Origin of the sequence: Bradyrhizobium sp. SZCCHNS30572, from assembly GCF_032484415.1 — a bacterium.
GTDB lineage: Bacteria > Pseudomonadota > Alphaproteobacteria > Rhizobiales > Xanthobacteraceae > Bradyrhizobium.
The window spans coordinates 284,363-299,548 of record NZ_JAUESY010000003.1 but is presented as its reverse complement, the minus strand read 5'-3'; the positions used below and the strand labels follow the sequence as shown (position 1 = coordinate 299,548).

Sequence of the window (15,186 nt, the reverse complement as noted above, 5' to 3'; positions counted from 1 at the left end):
GTTCGATGTTCTGCTTGGTGGCGCGGCTCAGGAAGCCCGCGCCCGGATGATGTTGCGCATCGCCGCATCGGCCACCGCCGCAGGCGTGATGCCGAATTCGCGGTACAGCACCTCGGCCGGCGCCGAGGCGCCGAAGCCGTGCATGCCGACGAACTCGCCGGCATCGCCGAGCCAGCGCGCCCAGTCGCCCTCGATCGCGGCCTCCACGCCGATGCGCGGCACGTGGCCGAGCACCGCGGCGCGATACTCTGCCGACTGCTTGCGAAACAACTCGAAGCACGGCGCCGACACCACCGCCGCCTGGACGCCCTCGGCCGCCAGCAGCTTGGCCGCCTCCAGCGCGATCGCCACCTCCGAGCCGGTCGCAATCAAAGTTACGTCGCGACCGGCCTCGGGCTCGATGACCACGTAAGCGCCGAGCGCTACCTTGTTGTGATCCGATGCCTCGGTGCGGAAGGCCGGCAGGGCTTGCCGAGACAGGCACAGCACCGACGGCGAGGTCTCCGCGCGCAGCGCGCAGTCCCAGGCTTCCGCCGTCTCGACGGCGTCGGCCGGGCGGAATACCAGGAGGTTCGGAATGGCGCGCAAGCTCGCGACATGCTCGACCGGCTGATGCGTCGGGCCGTCCTCACCGAGGCCGATGGAATCGTGGGTCATCACGTGGATAACGCGGATGCCCATCAGCGCGGCCAGGCGAATCGCCGGCCGGCTGTAGTCGGCGAACGCGAGGAAGGTGCCGCCATAGGGAATGAAGCCGCCATGCAGCGCGATGCCGTTCATGGCAGCAGCCATCGCGTGCTCGCGCACACCATAGTGGACGTAGTTGCCATCCATTGCGGCCGGCGTGACGGATTTGTGCGTCTTTGCCTTGGTCAGGTTGGAATGCGTCAGGTCCGCCGAGCCGCCGAGCAGATTTGGCAGCACTGTCGCAATGACATCGATGACGTTCTGCGAGGCCTGGCGGGTAGCGATCTTCGGCCGCTCGGCCGTGAGCTGCGCGATGAACTGCGCCATGCGCTCGGTATAGGCGGCCGGCAGCTTCTTGTTCAGCGCGTCATGGCACGGCGATCGGTCCGCGGTGCACAGCTTGCGCGCACGCTCCTTCCAGGCCTGGCGCACGCTGCGGCCGCGCGCGCCGATCTCGCGCCAGCTCACCAACACATCGGCTGGCACCTCGAACGGACGGTGCGGCCAGTGCAGTGCCGCGCGGGTCTTCTCGACCTCCTCCGGCCCGAGCGGCGCGCCATGCGCCTTCTCCGAGCCCTGCCGTCCGGGTGAGCCGAAGCCGATCGTCGTCCGGCACGCAATCATGCTCGGGCGGTTGCTCTGCCGCGCCGCCGCGATAGCAGCCTCGATGGCTTCGGGATCATGGCCGTCAATGCGGGACGTCGACCAGCCCGACGCCGCGAAGCGTGCGAGCTGATCGTCGGAGCAGGCAAGACCCGTCGAGCCGTCGATCGAGATGCCGTTGTCGTCGAACAGCACGATCAAGCGATTCAGCTTGAGATGGCCCGCGAGCGAGATCGCCTCGTGGCTGATGCCCTCCATCAGGCAGCCGTCGCCGGCGATCACATAGGTGTAGTGGTCGACCAGATCGTCGCCATAGCGCGCGTTCATCAGACGCTCGGCGAGCGCCATGCCGACCGCCGTCGCGATGCCCTGCCCGAGCGGACCGGTGGTGGTCTCCACACCAGGCGTGTGGCCATACTCAGGATGCCCCGGCGTCTTGGCGCCCCATTGCCGAAACCGCTTCAGCTCATCGATCGTGACGGCCTCGTAGCCAGTCAGATGCAGCAGCGCATAGAGCAGCATCGAGCCGTGTCCGGCCGACAGCACGAAACGGTCGCGATCGGGCCAGGCCGGATCGGCGGGATCGAATTTCATGAAGCGTGAGAAAAGGACGGTTGCCACGTCGGCCATGCCCATCGGCATGCCCGGATGACCCGATTTCGCCTTTTCGACGGCGTCGATGGCCAGGAAGCGGATGGCATTCGCCATCTCGGCATGGCTGGGATCGGCTTTCGGAGCCAGCGTTTGCACGGCGGTGGCGGTCATAGCGTGCGCCTCTTTCGGTCCATCAGTTGCATGATCATGGGGGTGAGAATGAGCTGCATCGCGAGATCGAGCTTGGCGCCGTGGATCACGATCGAATTGGCGCGCGACATGAAGCTCTGCGGAATCATCGAGAGCAGATAGGGGAAGTCGATGCCGCGCGGGTTCTTCAGCCGGATCACGACCATCGATTCATCGGGCGTCGGGATCCAGCGGGCGACGAACGGGTTCGAGGTGTCGACCGTCGGCACGCGCTGGAAGTTGATGTCGGTCTCGGAGAACTGCGGGATGATGTAGTTCACGTAGTCCGGCATGCGGCGCAGGATCGTGTCGGTGACCGCTTCGGTGGTGTAGCCGCGCGACGCGCGGTCGCGGTGCAGCTTCTGGATCCACTCCAGGTTCATCACTGGAACAACGCCGATCTTCAGATCGGCGTGCTGCGCGATGTTGACCTTGTCCGTGACAACGGCGCCGTGCAGGCCTTCGTAGAACAGCAGATCGGAGTCCTCCGGCAACCGGCTCCACTCGGTGAAGTTGCCGGGCCTTGTGTCGTAGAGCCGCGCCTCCTCCTCATCGTGGACGTAGTGGCGCGTCATGCCGGTGCCGGTCTCGGAATAATCGCGAAAGGTCTTCTCGAGCTCCTCGAACAGATTGGTGTCGGGGCTGAAATGGCTGAAGTGCTTGTTGCCGATCTCGGCCTCCTCGACCATCTTGCGGCGCATCTCCTCGCGATTGTAGCGATGGAAGGCGTCGCCCTCGATATAGGCCGCCTTGACGTTCTCGCGGCGGAAGATGTTCTCGAAGGTCTTCTTGACGGACGTGGTGCCGGCGCCCGACGAGCCGGTGATCGAGATGATGGGATGACGACGTGACATGAACTTTCTCCGGAAGGCGCGTTCGACAGGCGGGCTCAGCGGAACAGGCCGCGCCGCGCGAACAGGGGCGCATCGCTGGTTTCGAACAGCGGCTCGATGCCCTCATGCAGCTGGTCGACGTCGCGGACAAGGCGGACGTCGCCCATGATCAGCGGCGCGCGCTGATGCGGCGAGCGCGCCGACAATTCGAGGATGCGCGAACGGCCGCTCGAGGCCGAGCCGCCAGCCCATTCCATGATCAGCGCCATCGGATGCGCTTCGTAGACCAGCCGCAGCCGGCCCTCGCGATAGCCGGGGCGGGAGTCGGCCGGATAGAGGAACACACCGCCGCGCATCAGGATACGATAGGCCTCGGCGACCAGCGAGGCGATCCAGCGCATGTTGAAGTCGCGGCCGCGCGGGCCGGCCGCGCCCGACAGGCATTCGTCGACATAGTTGCGCACGGTCCCGCTCCAGTGCCGGCGGTTCGACGCGTTGATGGCGAACTCCGGCGTATCCTGCGGGATGCGGATGCCGGACTTGGCGAGCATGAACTCGTGCAAGGTCGGATGCAGGACGTAGAGATCGACGCGATGGTCGATCGCGAGCACCAGGCAGGTCTGCGGTCCATAGACAAAGAAGCCGGCGGCAAGCTGTGCCGTGCCGGGCTCGAAGAAGCTGGAGAGCACGTCGCGGCCCCGCGGGCGGATCGAGAAGATGGTGCCGACGGAGATGTTGTTCTGCAGGTTCGACGAGCCGTCGAGCGGGTCGATCGCCACGCAAAGTGGGGCAGCAGCATTGACCGTTTCCGGCCGGTCGACCTCCTCGGACAGGATGCCGGCGACCGGAGCCCGGCGCAGCGCATCCCGCATCAGATTGTCGGCGACGATGTCGAGCGCCTTCTGGACGTCGCCGTCGGCGTTCACGGTGGCGGCGCCTTCGTCGACGCCAGACAGCGGTGCGACCGCGATCTGCCGCGCGAGTTCGCGCGCCGCCCCGGCCAGAGCCTCGATGACCGCGGCGCAATCGGCGTCGGCACCCTGCGCCGCCAGATGTGCCTGCAATGTCTGATGTTGATCCATTTGGTGATTCATGGGCCACTCCCTCGCCATCAGCTCCTCTGCCGGGAACTTGATGAAGCCGCACGAATGCGTCGTGCCGCGCTGCTATCAACACTCGATTTGCCTAATTAGGGAAATTTCATTATCTTTGGATAGACCAAAGTTTTCCTTATACTGGCGATCTCATCGAGGGTTCCATGAGCCGGCACTTCTCTCGCGATCTCACCATCCGCCAGCTTCGGGCGCTGGCTGCCGTGCAAAACTCGGGTTCGGTGACGTCTGCGGCCGGCCGTTTGAACCTCACTCAGCCTGCCGTGACCCTGCAGATTCGCAATCTTCAGGAGCTCGCCGGACTGCCACTGATCCAGCGTACCACCGACGGGATGATCCTGACCGAGGCTGGCCGCAGCGTCCTGGCACTCGCCGAGCGCGTCGAAGCCGCGCTGCAGGACTGCGAGCAGGCGCTCGACATTCTGGCGGGACGCAGCGGCGGCCGCGTGGCGATCGGCGCGGTCAGCACCGCGAAATATTTCGTGCCGTTTGCGATCGCGGAATTTTCGCGGCGCTTCCCCAAGATCGACGTCACCTTGCGGATCGGCAACCGCGACAGCCTGCGCGAGGCGCTGCGCGGCTATGATCTCGACATCGCCATCATGGGCCGGCCACCGGCCGACGTTCCCGTGGATATGCGGCCGTTTGGCAAGCACCCGCACATCATCATCGCCCCAGCCAACCACCGGCTGGCGCGCCGCAAGCGGATCGCGGCCGAGGATCTCGCCGGCGAGGTGTTCATCACCCGGGAGCCGGGATCGGGCACCCGGCTGCTGATGGAGACATTCTTCGAGAAGCATGGTCTGAAGCCGAAGACCAGCATGGAGATGGACAGCAACGAGACCATCAAGCAGGCCGTGATCGCCGGCCTCGGCATCGCCTTCATCTCGCAGCACACCGTCGCCCATGAGCTCAGCGAGGGACGGCTGGTGACGTTGAAGGTCGCGGGATTGCCGATCATCCGCCAGTGGCACGCGGTGCGGCGCGCCGACAAGCTGCTGCTGCCGCCGGCGCAGGCGATGCTGGACTTCTTCGGCAAGGAAGGAGCGCGGTTTCTGCCGAGCTGAGCGCGACAACCGATGCCATTGCGGTGTCACGTCTCGCATGGCGCCGTCTCACCAGCCGATCTCGAACCGGCAGGCCTCGTCACCCCAGGCTTCGCAGGCGATCTCGCGCGCATGGGCGTCGGGATGCACGAGCGTTGCGAACAGCGTCTCGAACGTCCCAGCGTAGAAGTCGCAGACGGCACGATCGCCATGATGACCACGGCACAGCGGACAACGGCTGATCGCGTAGATGGTGGGCCGACCTGGGCGTGCGGTGAAGGTGCCGGTCCCAACAAACGTCCAGGCATGCGCGGATATCGCCCGCGTCAGCACGCCGCTCGCAAGCCGGGCCGGCAGCAGCCGGAGCACGCGCTGCGCCGCGGAGGGGATGCGATGCGCGAGCAGATAGGCCGCCGTCAGCCGCCCTGCCCTGGTGCTGACGGCGCGCGCAGCATCGTCGTCGAGCTCGGTCCGAAGCGCACGATGGAGCCGCGTGACCTCGGCTTCGTCGACCATCGCCGCCGGAGGCGTCGCGAGATAGGTGTCGAGCCGCGCGGCCGCGAAGACGCGGCGCGCCGCCTCCTCGCCGTGCAGCTGACGCAAGGCCTCCGCGGTCTGGATGATCGCGTTGGGACCGATGCGGCCGGCGATGTGGCCTTCAGCAACGCCGTCCTGATGGTCAGGCGCGGCGTCAGCACGCGGCAGCGGAACGTGCCGGGCGCACGTGCCGTGCATCTCAATGCACCCGCGTCTCGGTCTCGTCGCTCATCTGCCCGGCGCCGCCGCCACAGGCCATCACCTGCGCCTGCTGCGGTCCGCTCAGCTTGCGATTATGGCTCGTCTTCCATTCGATCTTGCCGGGATCGGCGCGCCTGCGCGACGTATCGAAGCCGAAATCGACCTTGCCCTTGGACTGCGGCCCCCAGTAATTAACGCGGCCGAGATCGTAGAATTTCCGCTCGAAGCCCGACTTCAGGAACGCCTTGAGGCAGCCGAGCAGATAGCGGCGGCGCTCGCCGGAGCCGGCCCAGGGATAGGAGAACAGCGCCTTTAGGATGTAGAAGCGGCGATAGTTGTTCATGACGCCGTCGAGCAGCTCGCCGCGGTCCATCGCGTCCGGCTTCATGATCGGGGTGACGAAATTGTACTTCTCGTAGTCGAAGATCTCGACCTTGTCGCCGAGGTCGCGGAACAGATCGGAGAACGGCCAGGGCGTGTACATCGCCCAGTTGGCGAGATCCGGCTTCCAGTCGCGCGCCATCTGGTAGGTCTCTTCCAGGGTCTCGCGGGTCTCGTTCTCGAGGCCAACGATGAACTGGGCCTCGACGACGATGCCGGCGTCGCGCAAGAGCTGGATCGCCTTCTTGTTCTGCGCGACCGTGGTCTCCTTGTTGAAGCGGTCGAGCTTCATCTGCGCCGCGGCTTCCGTCCCCAGCGAGACGTGGATCAGGCCGGCCTTGCGGTACAGCGGCAGCAGCGCCTCGTCGCGCAGGATGTCGGTGACGCGGGTGTTGATGCCCCAGAGGATCTTGAGGTCGCGGCGGATCAGCTCCTCGCAGAAGGCTATGAACTTCTTCTTGTTGATGGTCGGCTCCTCGTCGGCGAGGATGAAGAAGCCGACATCGTGCTCGCGCATCAATGTCTCGATCTCATCAACCACCTTCTTCGGGTCGCGGATGCGATAGTCGCGCCAGAATTTCCATTGCGAGCAGAAGCTGCAGGTGAACGGGCAGCCGCGCGCCATGTTGGGGATGGCGACCCGCTTGTTCATCGGGATGTAGATGTACTTGCTCCATTCGAGCACGCTCCAATCCGGCGTGATCGCATCGAGGTTCTTCACCGTCGGCGCCGCCACCGTCGCCACGACCTCGCTGCCGTCGCGATAGGCGATGCCCTTGATGCTGCGGCGGTCCGTCGCCCAGCGGCCGTCCTCGCGGGCGCGCATCAGGTCGACGATGATCTCCTCGCCCTCGCCGCGCACGATGGCGTCGATCCACGGCGCCTCGGTCAGCACCTGCTGATACATGAAGGTGGCGTGGATGCCGCCGAGCACGGTCAGTGCGTCCGGGTGCTCCTCCCGAGCGATCTCCAGAAGACGCTCGGCCTTGTAGATGGAGGGCGTGATCGCGGTGCACCCGATCACGTCAGGCTTTTCGCTGCGCAGGATGGCGCGGACCTGATCCTCGGAGAGATCGTTGGTCATCGCGTCGATGAAGCGGAGGTCGGTGAAGCCGGCCGCCTTCAGCGCGCCAGAGATATAGGCCGCCCAGGCGGGCGGCCAGTTGCCGGCGATCTCGGCGCCGCCGGAGTGATAATTCGGATGCAGCAACAAGATCCGCACGGCGTTCTCCCCGACTATCAATTTGTCTATCAATCTTAACGTCACGATCGATTGACAATTTGATCTGACTCAAACGCCGCGCGAAGCGTCACCTCATGCCGCTTGCGCGAGACCCATCTCGGCCCAGATCTCCGAGAGTGCCGCAACGAGATGCTCGATATCCGCATCGGAATGATAGGGCGACGGCGTGATGCGCAGCCGTTCGGTGCCGCGCGGCACCGTCGGATAGTTGATCGGCTGCACATAGATGCCGTAGCGGTCGAGCAGGATGTCGCTGATCCGCTTGCACAGCACAGGATCCCGCACCATCACCGGCACGATGTGACTGGGATTGTCGAGATGGCTGACGCCGGCCTCGTCGAGCCGGCGGCGCAGCCGAGCGACGCGGTCCTGGTGCCGGGCGCGCTCGGCATTGCTGGCCTTCAGATGCCGGATGCTGGTCAGCGCCCCCGCCGCCACCGCCGGCGGCAGCGAGCTGGAGAAGATGAAGCCGGAGGCAAAGCTGCGAACGAAGTCGCAGACCGTGTTGGAGGCCGTGATATAGCCGCCGATCACGCCGAACGCCTTGGCCAGGGTACCCTCGATCACGGTCAGGCGATCGGCCACGCCGTCGCGCTCCGAGATGCCGCCGCCGCGCGGACCGTACAGGCCGACGGCGTGGACCTCGTCGAGATAGGTCATGGCGTTGAACTCGTCGGCGACGTCGCAGACGTCCGAGATCGGCGAGATGTCGCCGTCCATCGAATAGACGCTCTCGAACGCGATCAGCTTCGGCGCCTTGGGATCGAGACCCGACAGCTTGTCGCGGAGATCGGCGACGTCGTTGTGGCGCCAGATCCGGGTGTCGCAGCGGCTGTGGCGGATGCCCTCGATCATCGAGGCGTGGTTGAGCTCGTCGGACAGGATCACGCAGCCGGGCATGCGCGCAGCCAAGGTCGACAGCGACGTCCAGTTCGAGACATAGCCGGAGTTGAACAAGAGCGCAGCCTGCTTGCCGTGGAGATCGGCGAGCTCCTCCTCCAGCAGGACATGATAGTGGTTGGTGCCGCTGATGTTGCGGGTGCCGCCGGCGCCGGCACCGCAGCGGTCGAGCGCCTCGTGCATCACCTCCAGAACCTTGGGGTGCTGGCCCATGCCGAGATAGTCGTTGGAACACCACACCGCGACATCGCGCTCGCCATGGGGGCCACGATAGGTCGCACGCGGGAAGGCGCCGGCCTTGCGCTCGAGGTCGGCGAACACGCGATAGCGTCCTTCGCGCCTGAGACCGTCGAGCTGGCGGCGGAAATAGTCTTCGTAGTTCATGGTACTCCCCCCTGTGCTGTCGTGTTCGGATCGACCGGCGGCGTGACCGGCACCGCGGCCAGTCCGGTGATGGTTTGCGCCTGCGCGTCAGCGCGGGCCTGGCGATAGGCTTGGCGGAATTGCTCTTCGAGCCGCTGCCGTGCTGCGGCTGCTGCATTCTTCTGAACAGAGACGGGACGCTCGGCCTGCGGCGCAGGAGAGACTACCGCGAGCACCGGCCGGACCAAAGGCGTCGCGGGCACTGGTGCGGGAGCGGCAGCCACGACCGCCATCGCTGGCACGGCAGGCTCGACTGGCGCGCTCCAGCGCCACAGATTGATCACCGGCATCGGCAGCGCCATGAAGCCATGCTCGAGCAGGCCGAGCGCGATCAACGATGCAAGCAGTGACAGCGCGACGCCGTCGAACGATGACGTTGCGCCGATCGCGGCAGCGGCGACCATCACGGTCGCGGTGGTCGCCGCGGCAATCGAGAACGGGAACAACGGGTTGGTGGACTTCTTTGCAAAATAGCTGCGCATGAAGCGGACCTGCTGCGGCAGCAGCTCGTCGTTCAGGGTGCGCACGCCAAGGAACAAATTGATCTTGGCGCTTTGCCGCAGCACCAGCAGCGCGGCGAAGGTCCACCAGCTCAGCCGGTTCGGCGCGCCCGATGTCACCGCGAAGACGAGGCCCGCGGTCGCGATCAGCGCCAACTCGTGATAGGCGATCGCCTGCAGCGCGAAACCGACGCGCGAGGCCGGTGTGCAGTCCCGCGGGCACGACTCGGGCCGCGGGCCGGTGATCCAGCCGGCGAGCAGCGACATCTCGACCGTGCCCCACAGGAGAACGGCGCAGGTGAAGGCGCAATAGGCGTTGGCATCCTCCGCCGCCTGGCTCGACACCGCGACGCCCGACAGGGCCGCGACGAAGGCTGCGGCCGTGCCCCATTTGAACGCGGCCGGATGGCGGGCGGCGAGCCCGACCAGCGCCAGCACGGCGCCGGTCGAGAACCACCAGACGAACACGACGTAGGGAATGGCAATCGCGGTCGCGCCCATGGCCGGCTCCTTGTCACCAGGCGGGTTGCAGCCTGATCTCCCGTGGCAGCTCGTTGCTCTTGGCCGGCAGCATGTACAGCCGGCCGAAGGTCAGCGCCGCCTTGAGCGGCAGCACGGCGCGCTTCAGCGTGCCCATGATGCCCCCCTGTGCCTTGGCATCGGCAATCGCCTCCGACACCTGGCGCAGCTGCTTCAAGCCGGCCCAGAAGCGCGGATTGTCGATGTCCAGCATAACCGGGAAGACCTGGCGCGAGATCTCCGAGGTGATCCGGAACACGCGCATGTCGTACTCGTCCACCGGCATGCCGAGCGCCTCGTAGAAGGCGGGGCGCATGTGGTCGCGGACATGCATCGTGGCGAACACCGCGAGCAGGAAGAACTTGATCCACAGCTTGTTGAGGCCGCTGAGCAGCTTCGGATCGGCGCGCATCAGAAGCGCGAACGCCTCGCCGTGGCGGAACTCATCGTTGCACCACCTCTCGAACCACTTGAAGATCGGGTGGAACTGGCGCTCGGGATTCCGCTCCATCTGGCGATAGATGGTGATGTAGCGGGCATAGCCGATCTTCTCGGAGAGATAGGTAGCGTAGAAGATGAACTTCGGCTTGAAGTAGGTGTACTTCTTCGTCTTGGTGAGGAAGCTGAGGTCGACGCCGATGCCGTGATCCTTGAGGATCTCGTTGATGAAGCCGGCATGGCGCGCCTCGTCGCGGCTCATGAACTGGAACAACTCGCGGATGTCCGGATTGGTGATCCGCTTCTTGATCTCGGCATAGAGCACGCAGCCGGAGAACTCGGCGGTCAAGGACGACACCAGGAAGTCCTTGAACTCCACGCGAAGCGCCTCGGGCAGCTCGTTCAGATCCTTCTCGAATTCCGGCGTGCGCACGAAGTGCTTGCGGTTGTGGTCGGCGCGCAGCTCGGCCATGACCGCATCCCATTCGCGGCGCACCAGGTCGACGTTGAGCCGGTCCATCGCCGCAAAGTCGGTGGTGTAGAAGCGCGGCGTGAGGATCGTGTCCTCCAGTGCCATCTTGGTGGAGATGTTGCCGCTTCCGCCTTCCATCGCGATCATCTGACCCTCCCGTCCGAAAAGCTGACGTCGTACAATTCCGTGAGCTCGAGATAGCCCGCGACATGCATCATCAGGCGCTTCAAGGGACCTGCCCGCACCACCGTGGCGGTGCGGCGCAGGTTGAGCTGCTCGCCGAACTTCACCACGATCGGCGCGCCCTGGATCAGCACTTCGTCGCCCGGACGAATGTTGACGTCGCGGTCGAGCGTGACATGGGCATGCAAGGTCTCGGAGGTCTGCTCGATCTCGATGCTGCAGCCGATGTCGAAGCGGCGCGGCCCGGCGGCCCATAATCCTCTCATCGCGGCTCTCCCATCGCCATCAATCCCGTGAACCGGCGCATGTTGTCGGCGCCGAACGGCGCGAGATCGATCCGCCGGCCGGTGGCGGGATCGTCCAGTGTCAGATGGCCGTCGGACCAGCGGTTGATCGTGAACGCCGGGCCCGATCCGATCGCGTGACGCTGGCGGTCGAAGGCCATGCTGCGCAGCACGGTGCGCAGGAAGCCATCGCCGCCGGCCTCGACAACGGTCACGAGCTTGCCGCTGTCGGGCGACACCACCGCAATGCCGCCATCGGCACGGTCCTCGAACCGCAGCGCCGTCGACTGCACCGCCGTGACGTGGTCGTTGCGCACCGTGCCGATACCCGTGACCCGGCCGACGCCGGCCGCGAGCAGGGCAAAGGCGACCAGGGCGAAGGCCGCGCGGAGCGCGCCCCTCGGAATGATGATCTCGGCTTCGGCATGGCTATCGGCGTTGCTCATCGCGCCCTCCTCCCGATCACGCCGCGCTGGCGACCGCCGCCGGCGGTGCGCCTTGCGACTGACCATTGGCTGCCGGCAGCGGCTGCGCGGCGACGGCGCCATCCGAAGCCGCAACCAGCGCCTTGGCGAGAATCTCGGCGACGTTGCGGGCGTCCGAAACGCCGCGCAGCATCGGCTCGACCTCGTTCAGCCGCCACGGCCGCGCATGCGGCCACAGCAGCAGATACGACAGCCGCTGCTGCGCGGTGACGCCGAGCGGCAGATCGCCGGAGCCATCGGAGAACAGCTTCGCATCCGCCCGTGCCACCTGCTTGAACGGCACGTTCAGGGTCATCGGCAACACGGCGCCGAACTGCAGCAGCACGCGACGGCTGGTAATGGTGTAGCGCGTGGTGCGGCTGTAGAGCACCGCGAGCCCGGTGAGCAGCAGCGTCGCCAGTGCCACCGGCGTCACCAGCGACGAGGCGCTGGCGACCGAGGCCGCGAGCGGCTGATGATCGAGCACGCCCGCCACGACGCGCGCGCCGAACAGCGCCGCGAAATAAGCCAGCACCAGGCGCAGGTGGAACACCCGCAGCAGCAGCGCCTTCACCGTGGGCTGTCCCTGCCAAAGCAGCCGCTCGCCCTCCGGCAGCATCAGCGTATCCATCTCCCTGCGCGTACTCACAGCAGCGGCTCCTGCCGTGCAGCAGTCGCGTAGAGATGACCGCCGCCATAGTAGCCGACGATCTTGTCTTCCTCGAGCTTGGTGACCCGGTCGGGGTTGGCAAGGCCCGGCACGCTGGCGAACTGCGAGCCGAGGATGGCATCGACCAGCACCGCCTTGCGCGACCTGTCGACGATGGCCATGGTCATCGGTAGCAGCACGTGACGTCCGACGATGCCGTCGACCTCGACCTCGAGGTATCGGATCAGCATCTCGGCGCGGTCGACCCAGACCTCCCGAACCTTGCCGCCGAGCCTGCCGTCGCAACCCAGCACTGGCATGCCGCGCGGATCCGGATCTTCGGAGGCGATGAAGATGCTGCCGTCGACGCGCAGCGGCACGATCGCAGGGATGTTGTCGATGGTCAGCTCCGGCTCGTCCTTGCGCGCGGCAAAGGAGCCCGGACCGACACCGTCGAGCATCGGATTGCCGGTCGGCAGGTAGGGCGTGCCCGGCCAGGGATACATCGGCGTCACCGGCGCATCGGCGCGGTCGTTGTCCCAGTTCGGCAGGGTCGCGTTGCGGCCGCCATGCATGTGGTAGGTCTTCGGGCTCGGCGGGGTCGGGAAGCCGTGACCGCTCGAGGCGGTCCGGCGGCCGACGCGGCCCTCGAACTGCAGCGGATAGCCTTCGCGCTTGTCCTCGGTGCGCAGGTAGAAGATCAGGGCTGCGAAGAACACCCAGAACCCGTAAAGCACCACCTGGGCGACATCGATGTAGCTCGTGAAAGACGTCTGCATGGTTTCCTCCCCGACCGGGCTAACCTGGAAATTCAGCGATTCCGAATTGTAGTTGCTGCGGCTCCGCCGCTCGCCGCCGCACCAGCGGTCCGATGACCGCAAGCGTGACGAACAGCAGCGCGATTTCGACGTGGTAGACGATGCTGTAGCCGGTCGCGGGACCGGCAAGGGCGACGCCGAGGCGGCCATCCAGCGCGAGCTGCGACATCACATCGCGAATGGCGCCGCCGCCGGCGATCGCGAGCCCCGCCGCCGTCGCCTGCACCGCGCCCCAGGCACCGAGCGCAAGCCCGCTCTCGCCGTTCTGCACCAGTGCCATCGCCGCCGTCAGCGTGCCCACGGCGAACAGCCCGCCGCCGAAACCGATCAGCGTGGTGCCGATCCGGAACAACAAGGGTGAGGCCAGCGGCGCCGAGAAGATGAGGGCGGAGAACGCGAACAGCCCGACAAGGCCGCCCAGCGCCGCGATGCGATACGGATCGGAGCCCTTGCCGAGCCGGCGCGCGGAAAGGCCGAAGCCCGCCAGCGTGCCGGCGGCGAACAGCGCGGTCAGCGCCGTGGTCTCGCCAACCGTGAGATGCAGGATCTCCGCACCATAGGGCTCGAGCAGGATGTCCTGCATCGTGAAGCCGGCGGTGCCGAGCCCGACCGCGACCAGCACGCGCATCGAGCCGCCGGCCTCGCGGAAGCGTCGCCAGGAGTCGCCGAAGCGCGGCGGCTCGCGGGCCGCCGACGTGCGCGACGGATCACGCGCCTCCTGCTTCCACAGCGCGATGACGTTGAGCACCATCTCGGTCAGCGCCGCGCCCTGGATCACCTGGATCAGCCGCATCTCGCTGAACTCGGCGAGCAGCCCACCGAAGGTCAGCGCGCTCGCCATCATGCCGAACATCAGCATCACGTAGAGAAAGGCAACGACGCGCGGACGCGAATGCTCCGGCGCGATGTCGGTCGCGAGTGACAGGCCTGCCGTCTGCGTGGTGTGCAACCCGGCGCCGACCAGCAGGAAGGCGAGCGCCGCACCGAGACGGCCGGCAATCACCTGGCCCGGCGCATCGGCCGACGACAGCAGCAGCAGCGCGAACGGCATGATCGCGAGGCCGCCGAACTGCAGCAGCGTGCCCATCCAGATGTACGGCACGCGGCGCCAGCCCAGCACCGAGCGGTGATGGTCGGACTTGAAGCCGATCAGCACACGCAGCGGCGCGAACACCAGCGGCAGCGCCACCATGGTGGCGACCAGCCAGGAGGGCACACCGAGCTCGACGATCATGACGCGGTTGAGCGTGCCGTTGAGCAGCACCACCGAGATGCCGATCGAGACCTGGAACAGCGACAGCCGCATCAGGCGCGACAGCGGCAGCTCGGTCGAGGCGGCATCCGCAAACGGCAGATAGCGCGACGACAGCCGCATCCACGCCTGCATGATCGATGGTGCGCGTGCGCTCATGACGGGCGGAGCTCCAGCGCCTGCGAGATATAGAAGCCGTTGGCGATGCGGCGGCTGCGGGCGCAGCGCCAGTCGGCGAGATCGTGATGGTCGGCGATCAGGCGATACAGCTTCTGCTCGGCGACCGGCTCGATCGACGGCGCGCGGTTGCCGCGCGGGAACACGCCACCGACGGCATGCATGACGGCGAGCATCGGCGTGCGCGGCGCATAGGTCATCAGGATCGCGTCGGAGGTGCGAGCGGCCAGACCGGCGACAATCCGCACGGCATCCTCGGCGCGGTAGTGGATGAACGAGTCCATCGCGACGACGAAGTTGAAGCCGCCGTGCCTGGGATCGAGCATGTCGCCGGCGACGAACTGAATGGCGTTGCGGCTGATGTCGTCGGGCAGCCGGCGCTGGGCGATCTCGATCAGGGTCGGCGAGATGTCGACGGCGACGACGTCGGCGCCGCGGCGCGCCGCTTCGATCGAGAAGCTGCCGGTGCCGCAGCCGGCATCCAGGATTCGCGCGCCGCGCAGATCGAGCGGCAGCCATGACAGCAGCGTCCGCCGCATCTCGTCACGGCCGGCCCGCACCGTGGCGCGAATGCGGCCCACCGGTGCGTCCGAAGTCAGCCGCGTCCAGGCGGCGACCGCGGTGCGGTCGAAATACGTCTCCACTTCACTGCGGCGGGCGAGATATTCCGCTGTCGTCATC

General features: G+C 66.5%; 15 protein-coding genes. 1 reads left to right on the top strand and 14 read right to left on the bottom strand.

The window, feature by feature from the left end; genetic code table 11:
- Positions 1–27 precede the first annotated feature (27 nt).
- The 3 genes from tkt to QX048_RS09620 are packed head-to-tail and all read right to left on the bottom strand — an operon-like array spanning position 28 to position 4,018.
- A complete protein-coding gene (tkt, locus tag QX048_RS09630) occupies positions 28–2,055 on the bottom strand; it encodes a transketolase (RefSeq protein ID WP_316191938.1) in 2,028 nt (675 codons plus the stop codon).
- Complete coding sequence (locus QX048_RS09625) at positions 2,052–2,927, bottom strand: phosphoribulokinase (protein WP_315714337.1); 876 nt, start codon at positions 2,925–2,927, stop codon at positions 2,052–2,054. Before QX048_RS09625 ends, tkt begins: the two co-directional genes overlap by 4 nt.
- Positions 2,928–2,962: 35 nt before the next feature.
- Positions 2,963–4,018: a class 1 fructose-bisphosphatase gene (locus QX048_RS09620; protein ID WP_315714336.1), complete on the bottom strand. Its 1,056-nt coding sequence runs from the start codon at positions 4,016–4,018 to the stop codon at positions 2,963–2,965.
- Positions 4,019–4,164: 146 nt separating this feature from the next.
- Between QX048_RS09620 and QX048_RS09615 the strand changes: the two genes are divergently transcribed.
- Positions 4,165–5,085, top strand: coding sequence for a LysR family transcriptional regulator (locus QX048_RS09615; RefSeq protein ID WP_315714335.1), 921 nt, complete (start codon positions 4,165–4,167; stop codon positions 5,083–5,085).
- Positions 5,086–5,133: 48 nt separating this feature from the next.
- On the opposite strand, the gene bchJ is transcribed toward QX048_RS09615, so the two are convergent.
- The 11 genes from bchJ to bchM form a co-directional block, all read right to left on the bottom strand.
- Positions 5,134–5,799 (bottom strand): bacteriochlorophyll 4-vinyl reductase, encoded by a 666-nt coding sequence (bchJ, locus tag QX048_RS09610; RefSeq protein ID WP_316191940.1) that lies wholly within the window; start codon positions 5,797–5,799, stop codon positions 5,134–5,136.
- Position 5,800: 1 nt separating this feature from the next.
- The gene (gene bchE, locus QX048_RS09605) at positions 5,801–7,405 is read right to left on the bottom strand and encodes a magnesium-protoporphyrin IX monomethyl ester anaerobic oxidative cyclase (RefSeq protein WP_316172511.1); all 1,605 of its coding nucleotides are present in this window, start codon (positions 7,403–7,405) and stop codon (positions 5,801–5,803) included.
- A 93-nt stretch (positions 7,406–7,498) separates the two neighbouring features.
- The gene (hemA, locus tag QX048_RS09600; protein WP_316200717.1) at positions 7,499–8,710 is read right to left on the bottom strand and encodes a 5-aminolevulinate synthase; all 1,212 of its coding nucleotides are present in this window, start codon (positions 8,708–8,710) and stop codon (positions 7,499–7,501) included.
- Positions 8,707–9,750 carry a putative photosynthetic complex assembly protein PuhE gene (gene puhE, locus QX048_RS09595; RefSeq protein WP_316200718.1) on the bottom strand — a complete coding sequence of 348 codons (1,044 nt, stop codon included), beginning with the start codon at positions 9,748–9,750 and terminating at the stop codon, positions 8,707–8,709. The genes hemA and puhE overlap by 4 nt, the downstream gene beginning before the upstream one ends.
- 13 nt (positions 9,751–9,763) lie before the next feature.
- Positions 9,764–10,825 (bottom strand): magnesium-protoporphyrin IX monomethyl ester (oxidative) cyclase, encoded by a 1,062-nt coding sequence (acsF, locus tag QX048_RS09590; protein WP_316200719.1) that lies wholly within the window; start codon positions 10,823–10,825, stop codon positions 9,764–9,766.
- Positions 10,822–11,127, bottom strand: coding sequence for a hypothetical protein (locus QX048_RS09585; protein ID WP_315714327.1), 306 nt, complete (start codon positions 11,125–11,127; stop codon positions 10,822–10,824). Before QX048_RS09585 ends, acsF begins: the two co-directional genes overlap by 4 nt.
- Entirely contained in the window at positions 11,124–11,591 is a 468-nt protein-coding gene (puhC, locus tag QX048_RS09580; protein ID WP_316169206.1) for a photosynthetic complex assembly protein PuhC, read from the bottom strand. Before puhC ends, QX048_RS09585 begins: the two co-directional genes overlap by 4 nt.
- A gap of 16 nt (positions 11,592–11,607) precedes the next feature.
- Entirely contained in the window at positions 11,608–12,258 is a 651-nt protein-coding gene (gene puhB, locus QX048_RS09575) for a photosynthetic complex putative assembly protein PuhB (RefSeq protein ID WP_316169207.1), read from the bottom strand.
- The gene (gene puhA / locus QX048_RS09570) at positions 12,255–13,037 is read right to left on the bottom strand and encodes a photosynthetic reaction center subunit H (RefSeq protein ID WP_316169208.1); all 783 of its coding nucleotides are present in this window, start codon (positions 13,035–13,037) and stop codon (positions 12,255–12,257) included. The genes puhB and puhA overlap by 4 nt, the downstream gene beginning before the upstream one ends.
- Positions 13,038–13,056: 19 nt before the next feature.
- Positions 13,057–14,487: a BCD family MFS transporter gene (locus tag QX048_RS09565; RefSeq protein WP_316169209.1), complete on the bottom strand. Its 1,431-nt coding sequence runs from the start codon at positions 14,485–14,487 to the stop codon at positions 13,057–13,059.
- Positions 14,484–15,185, bottom strand: a complete 702-nt coding sequence (gene bchM / locus QX048_RS09560) for a magnesium protoporphyrin IX methyltransferase (protein WP_316169210.1) — start codon at positions 15,183–15,185, stop codon at positions 14,484–14,486. The genes QX048_RS09565 and bchM overlap by 4 nt, the downstream gene beginning before the upstream one ends.
- Between the last annotated feature and the right edge of the window lies 1 nt (position 15,186).

Coding starts and splice junctions, on each gene's coding strand:
- hemA (WP_316200717.1), bottom strand. CDS start 8,710: ATGAACTACGAAGACTATTTCCGCCGCCAGCTCGACGGTCTCAGGCGC.
- puhA (WP_316169208.1), bottom strand. CDS start 13,037: ATGCAGACGTCTTTCACGAGCTACATCGATGTCGCCCAGGTGGTGCTT.
- acsF (WP_316200719.1), bottom strand. CDS start 10,825: ATGATCGCGATGGAAGGCGGAAGCGGCAACATCTCCACCAAGATGGCA.
- QX048_RS09615 (WP_315714335.1), top strand. CDS start 4,165: ATGAGCCGGCACTTCTCTCGCGATCTCACCATCCGCCAGCTTCGGGCG.
- tkt (WP_316191938.1), bottom strand. CDS start 2,055: ATGACCGCCACCGCCGTGCAAACGCTGGCTCCGAAAGCCGATCCCAGC.
- puhE (WP_316200718.1), bottom strand. CDS start 9,750: ATGGGCGCGACCGCGATTGCCATTCCCTACGTCGTGTTCGTCTGGTGG.
- QX048_RS09565 (WP_316169209.1), bottom strand. CDS start 14,487: ATGAGCGCACGCGCACCATCGATCATGCAGGCGTGGATGCGGCTGTCG.
- QX048_RS09585 (WP_315714327.1), bottom strand. CDS start 11,127: ATGAGAGGATTATGGGCCGCCGGGCCGCGCCGCTTCGACATCGGCTGC.
- QX048_RS09620 (WP_315714336.1), bottom strand. CDS start 4,018: ATGGCGAGGGAGTGGCCCATGAATCACCAAATGGATCAACATCAGACA.
- QX048_RS09625 (WP_315714337.1), bottom strand. CDS start 2,927: ATGTCACGTCGTCATCCCATCATCTCGATCACCGGCTCGTCGGGCGCC.
- bchJ (WP_316191940.1), bottom strand. CDS start 5,799: ATGCACGGCACGTGCGCCCGGCACGTTCCGCTGCCGCGTGCTGACGCC.
- bchM (WP_316169210.1), bottom strand. CDS start 15,185: ATGACGACAGCGGAATATCTCGCCCGCCGCAGTGAAGTGGAGACGTAT.
- puhC (WP_316169206.1), bottom strand. CDS start 11,591: ATGAGCAACGCCGATAGCCATGCCGAAGCCGAGATCATCATTCCGAGG.